The 18,962-nt window shown below is 52.5% G+C and carries 19 protein-coding genes; 10 read left to right on the top strand and 9 right to left on the bottom strand.

The annotated features are described in order from the left end of the window. Nucleotides 1-112 precede the first annotated feature (112 nt). The 4 genes from NNL38_RS21145 to NNL38_RS21160 all read left to right on the top strand — a co-directional run bounded on the left by NNL38_RS21145 (nucleotide 113) and on the right by NNL38_RS21160 (nucleotide 5,720). Nucleotides 113-1,063: a choline ABC transporter substrate-binding protein gene (locus tag NNL38_RS21145; RefSeq protein ID WP_255390839.1), complete on the top strand. Its 951-nt coding sequence runs from the start codon at nucleotides 113-115 to the stop codon at nucleotides 1,061-1,063. Nucleotides 1,064-1,177: 114 nt separating this feature from the next. Then, a complete protein-coding gene (gene choW / locus NNL38_RS21150; protein WP_255390840.1) occupies nucleotides 1,178-2,023 on the top strand; it encodes a choline ABC transporter permease subunit in 846 nt (281 codons plus the stop codon). A gap of 2 nt (nucleotides 2,024-2,025) precedes the next feature. Then, complete coding sequence (gene choV / locus NNL38_RS21155; RefSeq protein ID WP_255390841.1) at nucleotides 2,026-3,219, top strand: choline ABC transporter ATP-binding protein; 1,194 nt, start codon at nucleotides 2,026-2,028, stop codon at nucleotides 3,217-3,219. A 269-nt stretch (nucleotides 3,220-3,488) separates the two neighbouring features. Then, the gene (locus NNL38_RS21160; RefSeq protein WP_255390842.1) at nucleotides 3,489-5,720 is read left to right on the top strand and encodes a DUF7151 family protein; all 2,232 of its coding nucleotides are present in this window, start codon (nucleotides 3,489-3,491) and stop codon (nucleotides 5,718-5,720) included. 81 nt (nucleotides 5,721-5,801) lie between these two features. On the opposite strand, the gene NNL38_RS21165 is transcribed toward NNL38_RS21160, so the two are convergent. Together NNL38_RS21165 and NNL38_RS21170 are read right to left on the bottom strand one after the other, a co-directional pair. Next, complete coding sequence (locus tag NNL38_RS21165; protein ID WP_255390843.1) at nucleotides 5,802-6,416, bottom strand: glutathione S-transferase family protein; 615 nt, start codon at nucleotides 6,414-6,416, stop codon at nucleotides 5,802-5,804. Further along, complete coding sequence (locus NNL38_RS21170; RefSeq protein WP_255390844.1) at nucleotides 6,413-7,738, bottom strand: YbfB/YjiJ family MFS transporter; 1,326 nt, start codon at nucleotides 7,736-7,738, stop codon at nucleotides 6,413-6,415. Before NNL38_RS21170 ends, NNL38_RS21165 begins: the two co-directional genes overlap by 4 nt. A 166-nt stretch (nucleotides 7,739-7,904) precedes the next feature. On the opposite strand from NNL38_RS21170, the gene NNL38_RS21175 reads away from it, so the two are divergent. After that, on the top strand, nucleotides 7,905-8,786 hold the full coding sequence (locus NNL38_RS21175; protein WP_255390845.1) for a LysR family transcriptional regulator: 882 nt from the start codon (nucleotides 7,905-7,907) through the stop codon (nucleotides 8,784-8,786). A 65-nt stretch (nucleotides 8,787-8,851) separates the two neighbouring features. After that, on the top strand, nucleotides 8,852-9,517 hold the full coding sequence (locus tag NNL38_RS21180; RefSeq protein WP_255390846.1) for an SDR family NAD(P)-dependent oxidoreductase: 666 nt from the start codon (nucleotides 8,852-8,854) through the stop codon (nucleotides 9,515-9,517). A gap of 86 nt (nucleotides 9,518-9,603) precedes the next feature. Here NNL38_RS21180 and NNL38_RS21185 read toward each other — a convergent pair whose 3' ends face one another. Further along, nucleotides 9,604-10,560, bottom strand: coding sequence for a GlxA family transcriptional regulator (locus NNL38_RS21185; RefSeq protein WP_255390847.1), 957 nt, complete (start codon nucleotides 10,558-10,560; stop codon nucleotides 9,604-9,606). Nucleotides 10,561-10,683: 123 nt separating this feature from the next. Between NNL38_RS21185 and NNL38_RS21190 the strand changes: the two genes are divergently transcribed. Both NNL38_RS21190 and NNL38_RS21195 read left to right on the top strand, forming a co-directional pair. Beyond that, nucleotides 10,684-11,202 (top strand): cysteine hydrolase family protein, encoded by a 519-nt coding sequence (locus NNL38_RS21190; RefSeq protein WP_255390848.1) that lies wholly within the window; start codon nucleotides 10,684-10,686, stop codon nucleotides 11,200-11,202. Between the two features lie 396 nt (nucleotides 11,203-11,598). Then, nucleotides 11,599-11,928 carry a hypothetical protein gene (locus NNL38_RS21195; protein WP_255390849.1) on the top strand — a complete coding sequence of 110 codons (330 nt, stop codon included), beginning with the start codon at nucleotides 11,599-11,601 and terminating at the stop codon, nucleotides 11,926-11,928. A gap of 50 nt (nucleotides 11,929-11,978) precedes the next feature. On the opposite strand, the gene NNL38_RS21200 is transcribed toward NNL38_RS21195, so the two are convergent. From NNL38_RS21200 to NNL38_RS21220, 5 genes are all read right to left on the bottom strand, one after another. After that, nucleotides 11,979-13,154, bottom strand: coding sequence for an alpha/beta hydrolase (locus tag NNL38_RS21200; RefSeq protein ID WP_255390850.1), 1,176 nt, complete (start codon nucleotides 13,152-13,154; stop codon nucleotides 11,979-11,981). A gap of 216 nt (nucleotides 13,155-13,370) precedes the next feature. After that, nucleotides 13,371-13,988, bottom strand: a complete 618-nt coding sequence (locus NNL38_RS21205; protein ID WP_255390851.1) for an SCO family protein — start codon at nucleotides 13,986-13,988, stop codon at nucleotides 13,371-13,373. Next, the gene (locus NNL38_RS21210) at nucleotides 13,981-14,382 is read right to left on the bottom strand and encodes a hypothetical protein (protein ID WP_255390852.1); all 402 of its coding nucleotides are present in this window, start codon (nucleotides 14,380-14,382) and stop codon (nucleotides 13,981-13,983) included. The genes NNL38_RS21205 and NNL38_RS21210 overlap by 8 nt, the downstream gene beginning before the upstream one ends. Then, nucleotides 14,375-14,944 (bottom strand): hypothetical protein, encoded by a 570-nt coding sequence (locus tag NNL38_RS21215; protein ID WP_255390853.1) that lies wholly within the window; start codon nucleotides 14,942-14,944, stop codon nucleotides 14,375-14,377. Before NNL38_RS21215 ends, NNL38_RS21210 begins: the two co-directional genes overlap by 8 nt. Nucleotides 14,945-14,954: 10 nt before the next feature. Next, complete coding sequence (locus NNL38_RS21220; RefSeq protein WP_255390854.1) at nucleotides 14,955-16,136, bottom strand: MFS transporter; 1,182 nt, start codon at nucleotides 16,134-16,136, stop codon at nucleotides 14,955-14,957. A gap of 180 nt (nucleotides 16,137-16,316) precedes the next feature. Here NNL38_RS21220 and NNL38_RS21225 point away from each other — a divergent pair, with 180 nt between their 5' ends. Next, the gene (locus NNL38_RS21225) at nucleotides 16,317-17,291 is read left to right on the top strand and encodes a LysR family transcriptional regulator (protein ID WP_255390855.1); all 975 of its coding nucleotides are present in this window, start codon (nucleotides 16,317-16,319) and stop codon (nucleotides 17,289-17,291) included. Here the strand turns inward: NNL38_RS21225 and NNL38_RS21230 are convergent. Continuing rightward, entirely contained in the window at nucleotides 17,288-17,698 is a 411-nt protein-coding gene (locus NNL38_RS21230; RefSeq protein WP_255392301.1) for a VF530 family protein, read from the bottom strand. The two genes, NNL38_RS21225 and NNL38_RS21230, sit on opposite strands and share 4 nt — an antisense overlap. A 209-nt stretch (nucleotides 17,699-17,907) precedes the next feature. Here NNL38_RS21230 and NNL38_RS21235 point away from each other — a divergent pair, with 209 nt between their 5' ends. Beyond that, nucleotides 17,908-18,768: a hypothetical protein gene (locus NNL38_RS21235; RefSeq protein ID WP_255390856.1), complete on the top strand. Its 861-nt coding sequence runs from the start codon at nucleotides 17,908-17,910 to the stop codon at nucleotides 18,766-18,768. Nucleotides 18,769-18,962 lie beyond the last annotated feature (194 nt).

Raw genomic sequence — 18,962 nt, forward strand, 5'->3', positions numbered from 1 at the left:
TTGAATCACACAGGCTTATCTTCTGCGACGCCATGACAGCGGGCAGGGAGGCGCCTGGGGCCTTTTGCGGCCTGAAAAACCTAAAAAGATAAAACGGAGAAAAGGAAAAGTCATGAAGACAAATACAACCCTGAAAACACTGGTTATGGGTAGTTCGGCTCTGGCTCTGAGCCTTTCCGCTTCTGGCGCGATTGCTGCCCAGTGCGAGACTGTACGATTTTCCGATGTCGGCTGGACCGATATTACCGCCACCACTGCAGTGACTAGCGAAGTCCTGAAAGGCCTGGGATACAAGACCTCGACCCAGTTGCTGTCTGTACCGGTGACTTACTCCTCTATGGCGAACAAAGATATCGACGTTTTCCTCGGTAACTGGATGCCGACCATGGAAGCCGATATTGCCAAATATCGCGCTAACGGTACGGTTGAAACGGTTCGTGCCAACCTGGAAGGGGCGAAATATACCCTTGCGGTGCCGAAATACGTCTATGACGCCGGGGTGCACAGCTTTGCTGATCTGGCGAAGTATGAAGACAAGTTCCGTGGCCGCATCTACGGCATTGAACCGGGCAACGACGGCAACCGCCTGATCCAGAAAATGATCGATGACAACGCGTTCGGCCTGGAAGATTTCCGCCTGGTGGAATCGAGCGAAGCGGGCATGGTGTCGCAGGTCAAGCGTGCGGTGAATCGTGAGCAGTGGATCGCCTTCCTGGGCTGGGCGCCGCACCCGATGAACAGCAACTTTGAGCTGGTTTATCTCGATGGCGGCGACGACTACTTCGGTCCGAACTACGGCGGTGCCAACGTTTATACCAACGTCCGTCAGGACTACCTGGAGACCTGTCCGAATGTTGGCCAGTTGCTGAAAAATCTTGAATTCACCCTGGAGATGGAAAACCAGCTGATGGGTGACATCCTCAATGACAACGTCAAGCCGAACAAGGCGGCGAAAGCCTGGCTGAAAGCCAACCCGCAAGCGCTGGAAAAATGGCTGGACAAGGTGAAAGCCCGTGATGGCGGTGATGCCACTGCAGCGGTAACGCGCTATCTGAAAAGCTAAGCACAGAAATCAGCCCTGCCCTTGCGGCCGTAAGAATCTGTATGGCCGCAAGGGCAGGGCGATGAAAACAACGAAGACTAGAAAGTAAAAACAGACCCCGAATAAGGAGTTCCCGTGGACTTTATCACAGAGCATAAGATCCCGCTTGGTAGCTGGATGGCGACTTTTGTCGATTGGCTGACCTACAATGCCGCCGGATTTTTTGACTCGCTCTCATACAGCCTGGAAACCATCATCATGCTGTTGGTGGACCTTTTCAAATGGTTTCCGCCAGCTGTGCCGATTGCCATGACTGCTGCACTGGCTTGGTTCCTGCACCGCAGCCTGCCGCTGGTCGGTTTTGTGGTGGCATCCTTGCTGCTGATTATGAACCTGGGTTACTGGCCTGAAATGCTGGAGACCTTTGTACTGGTGCTGACCGCCACCATGATCTCGGTGCTGGTCGGGGTTCCGGTCGGCATTGCAGCGGCGCACAAGCCGTGGCTTTACACCATTATGCGACCGATCCTGGATCTGATGCAGACGATCCCGACCTTTGTTTACCTGATCCCAACCCTGGTGCTGTTCGGCCTTGGCGTGGTCCCGGGACTTATCTCTACCATTATCTTTGCCATTGCCGCACCGATCCGCCTGACCTATCTCGGGATCAGCCGTGTTCCGGAAGAGCTGGTCGAAGCGGGTAAGGCCTTCGGGGCCAACCGGTGGAAGCTGCTGTTCAAAGTGGAGCTGCCGGCGGCAATGCCAAACATTATGGCAGGGATCACCCAGTGCATCATGCTGTCGCTGTCGATGGTGGTGATTTCGGCCCTGGTGGGTGCCGACGGATTGGGTAAACCGGTGATCCGAGCCCTGAACACCGTCAACATTTCGCAGGGCTTCGAAGCGGGCCTGGCGATTGTTCTGGTCGCGATTATTTTGGACCGCCTGTGTAAAACCCCGAGCCAGAGTAAAGAGGGATAACCATGACTGCCATTCGAATTAAAAACCTCGACGTTATTTTTGGCCAGCAGAGTGCCAAGTCACTGGCGTTGCTCGACGAAGGCAAAAGCCGTCAGGAAATCATTGAGGCTACCGGCGATGTTGTCGGGGTGGATAATGTCAGCATGGATATCCAGGAAGGCGAGATTTGCGTGCTGATGGGGCTGTCCGGCTCCGGGAAGTCGAGCCTGCTGCGTACCATCAACGGCCTGAACCAGGTCAGCCGCGGTGCGCTGGAAGTGAAAGACGGGGATCGGATCATTGATCTGGCGACCTGTGATGCTGATCAGTTGCGTCACCTGCGCACGGAGCGCATTTCTATGGTGTTCCAGAAGTTCGCCCTGATGCCCTGGCTGACCGTGCTGGATAACGCCGCCTTCGGCCTGGAAATGCAGGGGATCGGCAAAGCCGAGCGCCGCCGCCGCGCGATGGAGAAGTTGGAGATGGTTGGCCTGGCCGAGTGGCAGGACAAGTATCCGCACGAACTGTCCGGCGGGATGCAGCAGCGTGTCGGTCTGGCCCGCGCTTTTACCATGGACAGTGACATCCTGCTGATGGATGAGCCGTTCTCGGCACTTGACCCATTGATCCGTAGCCAGCTGCAGGATGAGCTGCTGGTACTGCAACGCAAGCTGAACAAGACCATTGTATTCGTCAGCCATGATCTGGATGAAGCGCTGAAAATCGGCAACAACATTGCCATCATGGAATCAGGCAAACTGATCCAGCACGGCAAGCCGGAAGAGATTGTGCTCAAGCCAAACACCCGGTACGTCCAGGATTTTGTCGCTCATACCAACCCGCTGAACGTACTGCGCGGCCGCTCGTTGATGACCGACGCCGGGGCACTGGAGAAGCTGGATGATATGTTGGTACTGAACCGGAATGATAAGACCTGCGTCAGCACTTCAGCAGAAGGCGAAGTGCTGGCGGTGACCCGTCAGGATGAAACCCTGAGCCTACAGCAGTGGCAGGAAGGGGATAACCTGGATGCGCTGGAAGCGAACCAGGTGGTGATGACCACGCCGGACATCTCGATGCGTGACGCATTGGAAATCCGCTACCGTACCGGCCAGCCGATCCTGCTGGGCACCCAGAAACGTCTCGAAGGCGTGCTGTCGGACAACGATTTCTATCATGCCTTGCTCGGAAAACACTTCTCAGCCGAGCTGGCATAACGCGCGACAGTATCTCATACATTGAAACCAAAACGGCGACCTTCGGGTCGCCGTTTTTGCTTTCAGGAGAGGGGGATTGTAATGCGCAAATGGCCGGGAAGCATCGGTCTCGATTTGAAATGAGTGGTTAATTGAATGAATAGAGGGGAGAAGAAATAAAAAATATGAATCATATCAATATATTGGTTTGAATTGGTTGATGGTTTTTATGCGTCTGATTTAGTATCTTGCACTTTATGAAACTAATTGACTATTTAAAGGGATAAAGAGTGAAGCTAGGTTCTGTTTTTAAGCTCTCTGTGGTTGCGGCGAGCGTTGCGCTGATTGTCGGCTGTAATGATGATGATTCTTCATCTAAGAAATCGATTGAAAACAAAGAAGGGGCTATCAGCACGCAAATTCTGCCGGTGGTTTCCGTTGAAAAAATTGCTGAAGGTGATACGCAATGTCCAGCCGGTGGGATTAAAGTGCTGTCTGGTCTTGATGAAAACCAAAATGATGAACTGGATGAAGCGGAGGTTTCCTCGACGCAGTATGTTTGTCACAGTCAAGATGGCAATAACGGGGAAGATGGCAATACAGCGTATGATGCTTTAGTGGCGGTGGTTGCGGTTGCCAAAGAAGATAACACCTGTGCCATTGGTGGGCAAAAAGTGCTGGTTGGGTTAGACACCAATCGGAACAGCGTCTTGGATGCGGATGAAGTTCAAAAAACGCAGTACCTGTGTAGTACAGGCACGGTAGACACCCCGGCACCAATCATCAATGCCCTCACAGCATCGGCGTCAACGGCTTATCCGGGCCAGACGGTCACGCTGAGTGCAACGATTTCGAATCTGTTGAACACAGATAAAGTGATTTGGACCGATGCATCCGGTAATGAACTGGCGCCGAAAGATCCGGCTCAGCCAGAGGTGATTGAAATTGTTGCTTGCGAGGCGTCAGGACAGGAAAAATATACGCTGCACGTTGAGCAAACCAATGATGCCGGCGATACAATTATTCAAACCAAATCAATTTTGATCACAGTTGGCCAGGCAACCACACAAACACAGACTGTGGTGCTATCAACCCAACAAGTTTTCCTGCCACAAGGGTTCAGCACCCAACAAGCAACCGGTGATATCAACGGGGCGGTGATTTACGGCGAGCCGGCTGTGCAGCCGCAAGCGATGACCTTTGCAAAATCTTTGGCCCCGACGCCTGAGCACATTGATCTCGTTGGTTTTGTTGCTGAGCGTCCGTCGTTGAATGCTGGGAAAAGTGCAGATGCGATTCTCAGTAGCTTGATGAGCGCAGTATCGAGTGAGTTGCCACGAAACAGTGTGTCTCAATTTGCCAAGACGGTACTTGCTAACGGGGATGTTTCTGCCAGTTATAATATTGCTTTGCCTTCAGGGGAAGAGAAGAAAGGCACTGAGCTGTTGAGCGTGCTGTTGAAGCTAATGGCGGTGAATAAAGTCGGGGGGACAGTCGATGACTTAATTCCTGCGTCTACAGAAGTGGCGGTCAATGACTTCCAGCTAGATGTTGTCTTTAGCTATGATGAGCCAAGTGACAGCTTGGTGGTGACTTCAACGCTGATCGCGAAAGATAAGTATGCACTGTATTCTGATCTGATTACATCGACTACTTCGGAAAATATTACAGCGACTGTGGATTCAACGCTTGAAGTTCAAATGGATTCATTTGAAGCCGTTGACCAAACCGCGAGCCGGGCGGACTTCCTGTTTGTGATTGATAACTCGGGCAGTATGGGTGATGAGCAGGATGAAATCAGTCAGTTGGCCTTGAGCTTTAAAAATACGGTGGCCAATGCCGGAATTGATTATATGGTCGGGACGATCACGACTGACTCGGATACGCTCAGAGGGAACGGTTTTACCAATGACGTACTGCAGATTGAACAAGATTTAAAACCCGGCACAAATGGGAGTGCAACTGAGCGTGGCATCTACTGGTCTGAAAAAGCGTTGTTAAGCTCGGTACTTGGTGACGACGAAGATGGTACAGTGACTACTGCGGGCTACCCACGCCAAGGTGCTTCGCTTTCTGTGATTATCATGGGTGATGAAAGAAGCCAGTATCGTGGGACGTTTGATGTTCAGAAAAACCTGTTCGTGGATCGTGGTTATCGGGTATACAGTGTTGTTGACCCCAGCGTTGCGAGATACAGCCAGTATGATGATCTGGCGGTCGCAACCTTTGGCAGTGTACTGAATATCAATGAAGTGTCTGAGTATGACACCTTTATGGAAACGGTGGCGAAGAATGCCGGCGCGACCAGTGCGGGTTATCAGCTGACGCTGGCAGACAGCCATAAGATATTGTCATCCTCCATCTCTGTCACGGTTGATGGCCAAAAGGCCCAGCGTGACTCAGCGAATGGTTGGCAATATTATCCACTGTCTCAATCGATTGTGTTTACCGGCAGTGCAATCCCTGTTCAGGGGGCAAAACTGATTGTTGCATATCAATACGTAGAAACAGCGAAACCATAAGTAATATCCTGACCTACAACAAAGCCCTGAACGATGAAAATCGTTCAGGGCTTTTTATTTTTCAAAGTCCATGGCTTTGACTTATTCAAACCGCGTGGCTTCAAAACTTTTCCGAGCTTCGATTTGTGTCATCCAATCCGCCAAGGCCGGGAAATCCGAGCGCCAGGGGATTTCACTCAGGCGGAAGTCGAGGTAGGCCAGCGCGACACCAATCACCACATCACAGATACTAATGTCGGGTTGCGTTTGATGCGGGTGCTCGCTTAGATGAAGGTCAATCGCCGCTAACAGGCGGTGGATGGCCTGTATGCGTCGCTGGGCGAGTTCATGCTGATCAGCGCGGTTGCCATCATGTTTGCGGGCAATCACCGTTTGAAAGGCGGCATCCATGAGTGCTTGACCAAACCCGAGTAAGGTCAGGGATGGTGGATGAGGTTGCAACTGAGATAAAAGCTGCAGTCCGCCCGGCGCCTGTTGATCCAGATAGAACAGAATATTGAGCGTTTCGGTGATGGGCGCACCGGTATCGGTCACCAGCACCGGGATTTTGGCCGCCGGGTTGACGGCGAGCAGCGCCTCGGGGGATTGCCAGGGGTCGACCCAAACCAGTTCAAGGGGTTGGTCGAGTTGTTTCTCAATGGCTGTGATACGAACCGCTCGGGCGTAGGGTGAAGTAGCATTCAGATAAAGTTTCATTGGTCTTCCATCGTCTGTGGAGTGGTTGGTCTGGTGGATGGTTGAGTAGGTTGCAGCTGGGCGTTGCCGGGATGCACAAGGTTTTGCGTTTTAGGGGTCTCAATCGCAGGGTTCTGATTCGCAAGGTCAGGCTTTGCTGCGTCATGGGGTACGGCAGAAACGTGGCGGCTGAACCCGATCGCCAGCATACCGAGGGCCATTAACCCGGCCGCGAGCGGAAACTGGGGTGCGTAGCTGCCGGATTGATCATAAAAGGCCGACATCGCCATCCCGGATAGGGCCTGAACGACGGCAAACCCGGCGGTCGCCAGTCCCCATACCTGTTTGTGCTGCTGAACCCCGACAATCTCGGCCAGATACCCGGAAGTGAGCGAGACGATCCCCGGGATCATCGCGCCGACCAGAAAAGATGACAGGGAGAGCCACAGTTGGGAATGACTAGCGACTGGGATGACAATCGCCAGCGTCTTGAGCAGATAGGCACTCAACAGCGCCCGTTGCCAGCCGCCGAATTTGACCAAGCGGCTCGCAATCACCGGACCCAGCATCGCGCCAGCCCCCAGAGTCGCCCATTGCAGCAATGCTGCGTCGCGGCCAATGGCCAGCTCGCGGGTCAGATAGTCGACCCAGAAAATGGTGTGTGGAATAAAGCCCGCGGCATCAAAACCATAGGCTATCACAATCAACCAGACTGCTGAGGGCAGCGGAGAACGTGATTGAGCCGTATCCGTGGTGTGTGGCATGGCGCGTGCCGGGAGTCGTTTCAGGCCCAGCCCGCCGAGGGCGGCAGCGCATAGCGACAGGCCGCCAAGCGCCAGCCAGGTGGTCGACAGGCCAAGGGATAACAGATAGGGCATCAGGCTGGCAGAGAGCAATATCCCCAGACCGATGCCCATGAAAATCATGGTTGCAACAACCGGTCGATTGCGGGCATTAGTATATTGCAGTGCCAGCGAAGGGCCGACCACCATCAGGATCGCCCCGGCCATGCCGGCGATAAAGCGCCAGAAGGCAAACCAGCCAAACGCTGCCGGGCTGGCACAAAGCACAAAGCTGGCTGTGACCAGCCCCATCGCGGTGAGAATCGTGCGCTTGGCACCCAGCCATTCTGATAATTGATGGGCGGTTAAGGCGCCGATCAGGTAGCCGATCAAATTAGCAGCGCCAAGATAGCTGGCCAGCGCTGGTAAGAACCAGCCTTGCTCAGACAGGGCCGGGATCAGGGGCGTATAGGCAAATCGCGACAGGCCAATCCCAAGGATGGTGGCATTCAGGCCAACGCATAACGCGCTGGCCGCTGTGCTGTCAATTCTTTGATTCATAAGCACGTCCTTTGCTCAAGCGCGGGCGTTGTGGTGTGAAATGTCACTCCCGGGCAATTGCCCCATCTTTGCATGTTGCCTGAATATCAAAAAACGATTTTTGGTGATTGTAGAAATCACTTTTTGAGATATATTGAACGATGTGTCTGGTGCAGGGAGCTCCGAAATGCAGCTAAAATCATTGAAAATGTTGGTGACTGTGGCAGAAACCGGCAGTTTTGTCGCCGCGGCTGAGCAGTTGCACACGGTGCAGTCGAACGTGACGGCGCATGTGAAGAAGCTGGAAGATGAACTCGGCGTGCAGCTCTTGCTGCGTAAGAAAAGCCGCGCTGTGTTGACCCCGGCCGGGCGGGAGCTGATGAGGTACGCCGAGCAGATGCTCCGGCTTCATGATGAGGCCTGCCAGGTATTTCACCAGGGTAATCCTCACACCGGTACGCTGCGCATTGGCGCGATGGAAACCACTATGGCGCTGCGTTTACCGCCGGTTTTGGCGCAGTTCCACGCCGAATCCCCACAGATCGATTTACAACTGCAAACCGGACCCACGGCCCAGCTGTCGCAGCAACTGTTGGAGGGGACGCTCGATTGCGTGTTTGTCGCCGGAGGGATCACCCATCCTGAGTTTGTATCAACGCCGGTATTTACTGAGCATCTGGTGCTGGTGTCGGCCCGACCGCTTCAGGGGCTGCCGAGCCACACCGAGTTGCTTGGTGCAACGTTCGTCGCGTTCCGCCAGGGATGCAGCTATCGCCATCGCATCGAGCTGTTTCTGGCCGAAAATGACATCGCCGCAGCGAGAGTGGTTGAATTCGGCACGTTGGAGGCGATTTTGGGCTGTGTCGTCGCCGGGATGGGTTATGCCTTGTTGCCTGAAGCCACGGTTCTGGCGTATCAAAGTCGCTATCCCATTCATTATTATTCGCTCCCGCAAGGCTTAGGTCTGGTCGAAACTCACTTCGTGACGCCGAAACCCTCAGCCTGGAGTCCGGCCTTGTCTCGCTTTGCTCAGACGCTGGAAGCGGTTAACGGCGAATGTGCGGCTTGAGTTGAATGGATGCCGGGCCAGCGGTGTAAAATAAACAAGTCATTTTTTCAATCAAAGGCAGGGGTATGATTGTTATTACAGGTGCAAGCAGCGGTTTGGGGGCTGCCCTGGCGCAGCGCTACAGCTGTGAGGGCAAGCGGTTATTGTTGACAGGACGCAATCATCAGCGTTTGTTTCAGGTTGCCGGTAATCTGTCTGGAAACGTCGAAGCGAAAGTCACCGATCTTTGTGATCCGATGGCAGTGTCTGCGCTGTTTGACGAGCTGGATCCGATCCCGGAGATGGTGATCCACTGTGCGGGCAGCGGCCATTTCAGCCCGATTGAACAGCAAGATCCGCAAGCGATCAGCGCGCTGCTCGACAACAACGTCAAATCGACGATCTTCCTGCTGCAGGCGCTGGTGAAGCGTTATCGCGAACATCCGGTGAAGGTGGTGGTGGTGATGTCGACCGCAGCGCAAGTTGCCAAGGCCGGGGAATCCACCTACTGTGCAGCCAAGTGGGCGGTGCGCGGACTGGTCGAGTCGGTGCGTCTGGAACTGAAAAGCAGTCCGATGAAGCTGATTGCGGTGTATCCGGGCGGCATGGCAACGGATTTCTGGGCCACCAGCGGCAAAGACATCGATACTTCGGGCTTTATGACGGCCGAGGAAGCGGCGCACATGCTTAAACAGGCACTGATCAGCACCGAGCACGGCTTCGTGTCTGACATTACCCTCAACCGAAACTGATTGGTATTCTCTCCGTAGTGTCACAAAAGCCAGCCAGGTGCTGGCCTTTGTGGAGGTTGAAGCACCGTTTAACGGCGGTGCGGATGCTAGTGCGGATGTTGATGCGGGCGATGGCCCGGGGATTCTTCGCGGGAAAATCGCGCCCTGAACTCGCGTGGTGTCAGTCCCATAATCTTCAGAAATGTTTTACGACAGGCGCCGGGATCTTCATAACCGACCTGATGGGCAATCCACTCAAAAGGATGTTGCGAGCCTTCCAATAATTCACAGGCTTTCTGGACCCGAAGCCGCTGCAAATATTGGTTGGGATTAAAGCCGGTTGCTTTCTGGAACCGCCTTTGCAGGGTACGTTCGGTCAGGTTGGCTTGCGCTGCCAGATCGGAAATGGCAAGCGGGGTACCATAGTCGTGGTTCATCCGTTGCTGAACCGTCACAATGGCCTGATCGCCGTGCAGCAGAGCCGGGATGAAGCGCTGATAAAACCGTTGTTCGCGCCGCGCGGTATCGACAACCAGTACCTTGCCGAGCTGGTGCATCACGCTGGACGAGGTATATTGCGTGACCAGCTCCAGTCCGAGATCCAGCCAGGACATCAATCCGCCGGCGGTGATGATATCGCCATGATCGATCAGGATGTCGTTGGTGTTGAGTGTAATCTGCGGAAACTGCTGGTGGAATGGTTCGGCCAGTCCCCAATGGGTAGTCATGGCACGGGTGCCGACTACCGTGGTCGCGGCCAGAATAAAGGCGCCTGCACAGGCTGAGGCGAGTCGGGTGCCTTGATCATATTGGGCTTTGAGCCAGTCGGTGAGCTGTAGCGGCGGGCTGAGGTAATCTTGCTGTTGGATGCTCGGAGGTAATATTATCACCGCAAATGGCTCCGAGATTGCGACATGTTCACGACAAATGACAGGTTCAAAGTCAACCGGGATCTGCTGCTCCCGGCAAATTCGGCTGGCCAGTATAAACATCTCTTCTAACCCGTAGACGGCAGATTTCAGTGCATTGGCATAGTGGTAGATGCCGATACGAATCGTTTCCATAGGCGCTCCAAGATTGTCGTTTTTGGCCTGAATTGTGTCATTTTAGACACTGCCGGGCAGACCGCAAGTGCGAAATAATCATCACCAGTACAGAACAACCCCTGATAGACAAGGAGAAAAACGATGTCTCAGAAAGCACTGTTGGTGATTGATTTACAAAATGACTACTTTCCGGAGGGCCAGTATCCGCTCTGGAATACCGCGCAAGTCCTCACCAATATCCAGGCTGTGATTGCCAAAGCGCACGCTGCGACAGTGCCGGTGATTTTGATCCAGCATGTGGCCGATCCGGCGAAAGGCTGGGCGCCCTTTTTCAATGCTGACAGCCAGGGTGTTGAAATTCATTCTGATATTCAGGACTGCACGCCGAATAGCACCGTGGTGGTGAAAAGATTTGCGGATAGTTTTGAGCAAACGCAGTTGGCAGAAATCCTGGCAAAGCATCAGGTCGAAGAGCTACTGATTTGCGGCATGATGACCCAAAACTGCGTCACCCACACCGCGATTTCAAAAGCCGCGGAATCCTATAAAGTCTCAGTGATTGAGGATTGCTGTACCACCGTCGATGAAATGGTTCACAAGATCGCCCTCAACGCGCTGTCGGTTCGGGTGCCGCTGATTGACAGCCAGCAGGTGTTCTGATTTCGCCGGTGGCGGGCGTACGCTTGACGTTACTAAGATAAAACGTCGATGGCCGAGCTGGTAGGTGTTCACTGGCTCGGCTGTTCTGTATGTGGGGACTATGGTCGTGAGCATGATGGGACTCACCAAGTAGGGGACTTTTGCTTTGGTTGATCCAACGAATTAAGTTAAATTGGTTCAGTGCCTCGCATAACGACAATTTTTCGGATGAATTGTCTCTACTTGGTTCACTCAAATAAAATATGATTGACCTGTGGACTCCATCCGGAATACGGCAAGCTGAATACTGGTTACCTAAAGTGTGTTTGAGGATCTACGTCCGGCAGAATAGACAGGTGTTCCACTTGAGAGGTGTGAATTTTCGAACCGGATTGAAACTATCAATAAAAGGGAAACATGTTTCTGATTTTAGCTATTTTAGGCGGGTTTTATTTTATCTTCAGATTCTATCGAGAAGGCCAACCTATTGGCTGGAATCGAGTCTTGGTCACCGTATTCTTCATCGGCTACACGCTAACTTACTTGTATGTACCACCGTTTTTAGGCATGAATAATCAGTACACGGGTCGGATGTATGAGTTAGTCCCTATCGGATGTTACTTTTTTGCACTTTTGCCCGATATGGAAGAAGCATGTACAGAAGAGAAGGCGATAGTCTTCTTTGCATGGTTTGGCCTCATTGTTATCGCTTCTCTTTTGGCATGCTTTAAGCTGTACGTTTGGTGAACAATACGAGGAAGAGACCATATCATTGACAAAGTCTCTTTTGAATCATCTTATTTTTGGATGATATTTTCGTTCGGCTCTGGCGGCCAACGGTTCGCTTGCTTCAGGTGCGTGTCGAAATAATCTTTTAGTTTACGATTAATTTCTTGACCAATGGGATAGCCATTCACTTTCCCGGACTCATCTGCCATGGTGTAAGTCAGATCGGTAAAGCTCATATGGTTCGCGTCGTTAAAAGTTAATGAACACACGGGAATCGTGTCATTAAATAAGGAATCGTTGAGACCCGGATACGACTCACCTTGGTTGGCGTAAAAGAAACACGTGGGGACTTGACGTTTCTCATTCATCGTCCAGTTAAACAGCGCTCCATCAAGATTGACGCTCACCTTGATTGCTGGATTTTTGTTGGCCAGAATAACCGATACATTACCACCGTAAGAATGACCGAAACTGGCGATTGCCTCTAAGTCTAAATGGTTTTGGAGGGGCGTCGAAATTGCGCCGGACTGGATTTTATCGAATGCCCGGATCAAGATCATATTATTGGCATACCAGGTATCAAAACGCTTGGTGGTGTTTGACACTTGTGTTTTCAGGGCGACCCCCAGCGCATCTTGCCACTCAATTTGAGATTTCGCTGTCGACATACGCTTTAAGCCTGCGATAAACGTAGCCAGATCAGCTTCGTCAACCGCTTGAAAAGCATTTTCAGCAAGCTGAACAATCACTTCTCCTGTTTCCCTTTCTATGGCCATCGTGTCTTCCGGGTGACCGAGCGCAAGGGTGATGTAGCCATGGCTGGCGAGGTACTCAAACCGAGTCATACTTTGACGCGGAAACGTACTAAAGCCATGATTGTAGATTAGAACTGGATGTTTCCCCGTAGCTGTGGGCAAATCAACAAAAGACCAAGACGGCGGGAGTCCTTGATATTCAGTTTCAGGAAAGCCTTTGTCCTGAAGTACCTTAGCTACTGCCGGGATCACATAAGTTGCCCGCTCACCCGTTGCCCGTGATCCACTGGGATACCAGGCAGACACTTGAATCCATTTATTATGTTCAGTGATTTCAAATTGATGAAAACCAATTTGGTACCGGCCGTCAGGTTTTGGAAAGACCGCTGTCTGCGGTTCTCCTTGCTCGGCATAAACAGTGATTGGCCATTGTAATAGCACGAGAAAACTGGTGAGCGCCAGCTTCAATAATCTTAATTTCCATTTCATGAATCGTCATCAAATATCTCTTGATGAATAACTATTTCATTTAAATCTATTGATTGAAACATGAATTAAAATAAATGAATCAATTTGAATGAGATATTAGCGCTCATGAATAAATCAATGAAACAGGTGATGACGATTTGTTATACACGCCGAAATTTGACAATAAAGATGCGAGTTTCCACAACAACAAGCTATCGACAATTCTAAACAACATCATCAGCGATCCGCTTCAACCCTGAATGCAAGCTCCCGCGCCAAAGCGGTCGCATCAAATCCCGGGGGGAAACGGCCGCGAAAAACGCCCTCCGGATCAATGATGGAAAATTTGATGGAATGCGCAACGCTGTAATCTTCATCATCCGGCGAGACTTCAAATCGGATGCCAAGGCTGTCGGCAAATGCTGTTATCTGCGCTTCACTGCCCGTGACGCCGAGAATGGACGGCTCAAAGTAGCGCACATACTGGCTGAGGTCATTCACTGAATCCCGGCTGGGATCAACCGAGACAAACACAAAGGCAATGTCCGTGTTGGTCGGCGTGTCAGCCAGGTTGGCGACGAGTTGGGCCAACTGCGCCAGACTGGTCGGGCAGATATCAGGGCAGTGTAGAAAGCCAAACAAGACAATGGTCCAACGCCCGGTGAGGGATTGTCGGGTAAACGTACCCGCCTCAGACTCCAGGTTAAAGTTCGCCACCGGGCGAGGATTGTCGAGCCATTCGATCGTTTGTTGCTTGCTGGGTTCGGGCGGCACCACAGACACGGCGATATTCAAGGTGAGCCCCATGGCCATGCCCAGGCAGAGCAGCAAGGCTGTGAGCATGGATTTACGCATGGGCTTGTCCTTTATTGCAGGTATAAACCAGCCAGATTCCCAACAGTGCCGGTAAGGTCACGCCGCCAAAGTCAATCACCAGGAACTCAGGCCCGCAGATCCCCACCCACACTTCCCAGAAGTGGAATATCGCGTGGCTGGCCAACCAGGCCGTTGGCATGACCCACAGGACCCGACGATGTTGGGTGTACATTGCTCCCCAAATGAAAGCCACCCCGATCAGCATGTAAATCATCCCGATATCGCGCAGAAAATGCTGGTTGAACGGCCCTCGATCCGGCACCCCCGGCACCAGCCAGTACCAGGTTTCGGGGTCGATCATCATAAAGACGCCATTTCCCAGCGCTGCCAACCCAAGTAGTAATGCGATGCCGATGTTGAGTTGGCTAACCATGCTCAGCCTCCCGGTCTGGCGCCGCATCCCGGTTCGGCGCGAATGCCGATTCGCTGACCAGAATGCGACTGCAGGCTTTCCCATATCCCAGGGTGTATTTCAGGGCCGGATAAACCCGATAGGCGCTGATGGCAAAACCAAGTGTGATCAGTCCCTGATTGCCCCATAAATCGCGTACTTTTTCCCGCAAGTCATCTGCCTCGGGATTGTGAGCCAACACCAGCTCAGTAAACTGCACCACCAAGGCGATCTCTTTTGGCAGCTTGTCCAAGTCTTGATCAATAATCGCCTGCACGATGTCGGGGCTGACTTTGGCTTCCAATGCCATATCAACGACAAGCTGGGTGCATGGCCCGCAATCTTCCGAAAGAATGGCGCGGATTCTGGCGGCATACAGCGGCCCCGCGGGGACATTCCCTGAATGGGATGCCATAGTCTGAAATCCCATAAACTTCAGAAACGCGCCCAGATTGGTTGCCAGGATATCCTGCTGATACCGGACGTCGTAGTCGTACCGGTTCTTGAGGGCCAGCAGCATTTTGTTGAATGTATATCGAATCATATTGGGTTCCTTATTGATATTGAGAAGTCATTTCTTCTGTTCCCGTTTTTTCCTGCGCCAGTACCGGCTTGAGCACCAGGAAACAGCTCGACAGGAATGTCAGGGCGCAGGCGTAGAGCATCACGGTGAAGTTCCCGTGATCCAGCAAGCTGGACGCGAGCAGTGGCCCGGATGCCAGACCGACCGAAGACACAACGGCGGCGATGGTTGAAAGTCGCCCGCTACGGTCCATTTCAGCCGTGACGGCTAACAAATAGGATTGAACCGCGGGCCAGGAGAAGAACAGCAAGGCCATCGCGGTCACGTACAGCAGTGGCGTCAGTGGTGACATGCTGAGTAATAGCGCTGAGATAACCGACAACACCACACCGGCAATCACCCAATACAGACGGCCGAAACGCTTGCCGCCGATGACCGGCAACATCGCGCCCAGCAACCCCAATAATCCGGTTGCAGCGATAGACAGACTGACATGGTCGGCATCAATGTCGGCTCCTAGGCCAATGAGTCCGACATACGCCCAAACCGCACTGGCGGCAATCTGATAGACGGTAATGGCCAGCATCAACAGCAGCGAGTTGCTGCACCATTCGGGCAACGGCATCGACGATTCGGCGGACTTGTTGTCCCGGGGAAGAGACGGCAGAAATGGCATCATGGCCAAGCTGAGCGCGACAAAGCCAGCCATGACTCCAAAGACCGCATAGGCGTTCAGCAGCGCCTCGAGCGACGGCAGTCCGTAAATCACTAAAGATCCGATACTGAACTGGATCAAGAGCAGGGTGCCAAAGGCGCGATCCGGGTTGTTCAACCGGGCCAGTACGGAAAAGCCGATCCCGACACAGAGCCCGCCAAACGTTCCGGCCAGAAACCGCCAGCCAAGCATCACACCATAGTGATCCACCCACAGGGTGCTGATATCAATCACCGCCAGCAGAGCCAGAAACAGATACATGGCTGGCTGCCAGTGGATCCGGCGCACCAGGAAAATGGCGATCGTACTGCCCAGCAGTCCGCCATAGCCATTGAGTGCGACGACCTGCCCGGCCTGGGCATCACTGAAGCCCAGGCCGCCCGCGAGTGCATTGACGACACTGGGTAAATAATTGATATAGGAAAGCCCGGCCATCGCAATGAAGGCCAGGAAAAAATAGGCCAGGGGATGATTGGTGGGTATTTTTCTTACACTCATGAATTTCAACATAATGCTTGATTCCATCACACTGTTTGTCGTTGATGGTTGCAGTGTATGCATCTGAATATGCGGGAAAAATAGGCCGGATTCCCAAAGAGTCGTGAATTCTTTTCACGAATTTTCTTGTTATAGTCAGTCAATAGATAAACGAATGGATGAACGGATTCGGGATAGCACATGGATAAATTCAGATCTTTGGAAATCTTTTTAGCCACATGTGATGGCGGGAGTTTCGCGGCGGCGGCAAGAATGTGTAACACGGATCCGTCGACGGTCAGCAAGGCCATTGGTCGGCTGGAAGCGCAGCTCGGATTGACGCTGTTTCAACGATCCACCCGACAGCTGCGCATTACCCCGGCGGGGCAACGCTATGCCGATACCGTGCGGAAGATGATTCAGGACCTGACGAGTTGCGAAGAAGAGCTGAAGCATTCGAATGATACGCCCAGCGGGACGTTGCGGATTAATTCCGCCGTTTGCTACGGTCACCTTTATCTACGTCCGCTGTTGCAGGCATTTAGCCAGCAATACCCGGCCATTCAGCTGGAACTTGAGATCAATGACTTACACGTCGATATTATCGAGAGCAATATTGATGTCGCGCTGCGGACGGGCTACGTGAAAGACAGTCGTCTGGTGGCAAGGCGTCTTAGCCCGATGGACTTTCTTGTTTGCGCGTCGCCGCAATATCTGGATGCGCACGGCACACCGCGTTGCGCCGATGATTTTCAACAGCACCACTGGATTGGTTTTCGGATCAAAGAGACTCAGCAGCTCCAGCCGATCTTTTTGCCGGATGAACACGGGGAATACCAGCCTTATGAGCTGGAACGCACGCACATCACCGATGACGGTGAATCGATGGCGTATCTCTGTATGGATGGGCTGGGGTTTGCCCAACTGCCACATTTTCTGGCCAAACAGGGTCTGGAGAGCGGCAGCTTGGTTTCTTTGTACCCATATTTCAGGCCGCCGCAACCCGATAATGGTGTATTTGCTATTTATCCCAAGCGGGAATATTTACCGGCTAAGGTCAGGGTATTTATTGACTTCATGACCACGGCGTTAGAAACCATGGGAGAAAGTACCCATCACACCTGGGCAGAAACTTGGCCGCCGGTGATGCTTCCCGGAGAAAACTCATGTGATTAACGGCGAGTGTGGCGACCACGGGATGAGCGCTCTTTGTGCGCAGACGCCGCTTTGGCTTGTGATTTCAAAATAGAATCCACCGTCAGTGCCATGGGCTCTTTTGGTTTGAGGCCGTGTGGGAAGGTACGCGCACGTGGCGGCAATTCAAACTCTTCGCTGGATGCACGCGGCATCCGCTTAAACCGGTAAAGGTAAAAGTTCTCCAGTTTCTCTCTTGCCCACTCGGTTTTCTTTAAATATTTGACACTGCTGGCAATGGACGGATTGGTATGAAAGCAGTTAAACCGCATGGCGGTATCCAGAATTTCCCAGCCGTAAAAATCGACCAGCTCCTGCAGCAATGTTTCTAACTTCAGACCGTGCAGGGGGTTATTTTGCTGTAACTCAATTCTTTGTTCTTCCGTCATCATCATACGTTTCTCAGTCTCTCATTCGCCGACGCTGGTTGGTGGGGTGGTTTTCGCACGAGTTTTCAATGGCGCGCCGCGCTGGCACAGATGATTGAACCGTGACATGAAAATTGGAGGCCGGGACTATAGCAGAAATTGCCTCTCTTCCCTATGATTATCGTTCTGTATATCGAGGATAAGGATTGGTGATAAAGATCAGATTATCTATGAGCCGAGACAAAGTGATCGGTAAGCGTTCAATCCCTTTTCTCATCATCGCGATCTGTGTCGCATTGACCTTTGTGCCGGTGTTCTATCCAATCGAGGTTGACCAGCGCGGGCTGGAATTGCCCCCGTGCGCGGATGAACCTGTGGTTATCACCCCGATCCATTTTTTCGTGTCGGAAGGTGTGCTCAAAGATCAGACCATGGATGAAGTGCAATTCCGGCTTCACGACGCCATTCAGACAAGTAACGAAATCCTGACAAACTCCTGTGTGCCGATGCGACGTAAACTCGGGGAAATTCAGGTCGTCGATTTTACCCAAGAGGTGATGTGGATGATTGAGCATGTTTATCAGGGACTGGCTCGTCAGGTTGGGAAGCCCGCTCTGGAACGGCTTCATGCTCAGCCCAACCATTTTTATGGCGTGATGCTGGGCAAAAGCGACCGCTATTTTGATGACTTCTCCGGCGAAGCGGCGGTCGAGCTGAACGATCGCATGTTTGTGATTGCCCATGATGCCGATGATGACACGGTCGAACATGAACTGGGCCACTTGGCCTGGGCGCAGCATCAGGAACTGATCTGGTTCTCATATTTGTCGCTCCGGTTGAATCGAACGACCTCCGAAGCCAATCAAAACAAGTTGAAGCCCTACGCTCGCGGTTATAGCTGTTCAGGTGAAGGGACGGTAATGAGTTATCACGACCTGAGGTTGCCGATTTACTCAAGCCCGGACATTGATTATCGGGGGAATGTTTGTGGGGATGCAAACAAGGCGGATAATGCCCGCATCATGCGGGATTATGCTCAGGCCTTGAGACAACAGATACTCGCCGGCCAGGACGTGCAAGTGAACAAGTGATGTCCGCAGCTTCCTTGAAGACGGCGAAAGGCGTCAATCTGTCGGTAGAATAACCAGTCATTCACATCTTCTTACAGATTTGATGCAAATCAAACTCTTGCCAGTTATCATTTTGTTAATAAGAAAGTGTGCGCAACTCGGAATCATAACTTGCATTTTTAATGTATGTTAGTGGCGTTTCGTTGAGCGCAACT

This window comes from Photobacterium atrarenae, from assembly GCF_024380015.1.
GTDB lineage: Bacteria > Pseudomonadota > Gammaproteobacteria > Enterobacterales > Vibrionaceae > Photobacterium > Photobacterium atrarenae.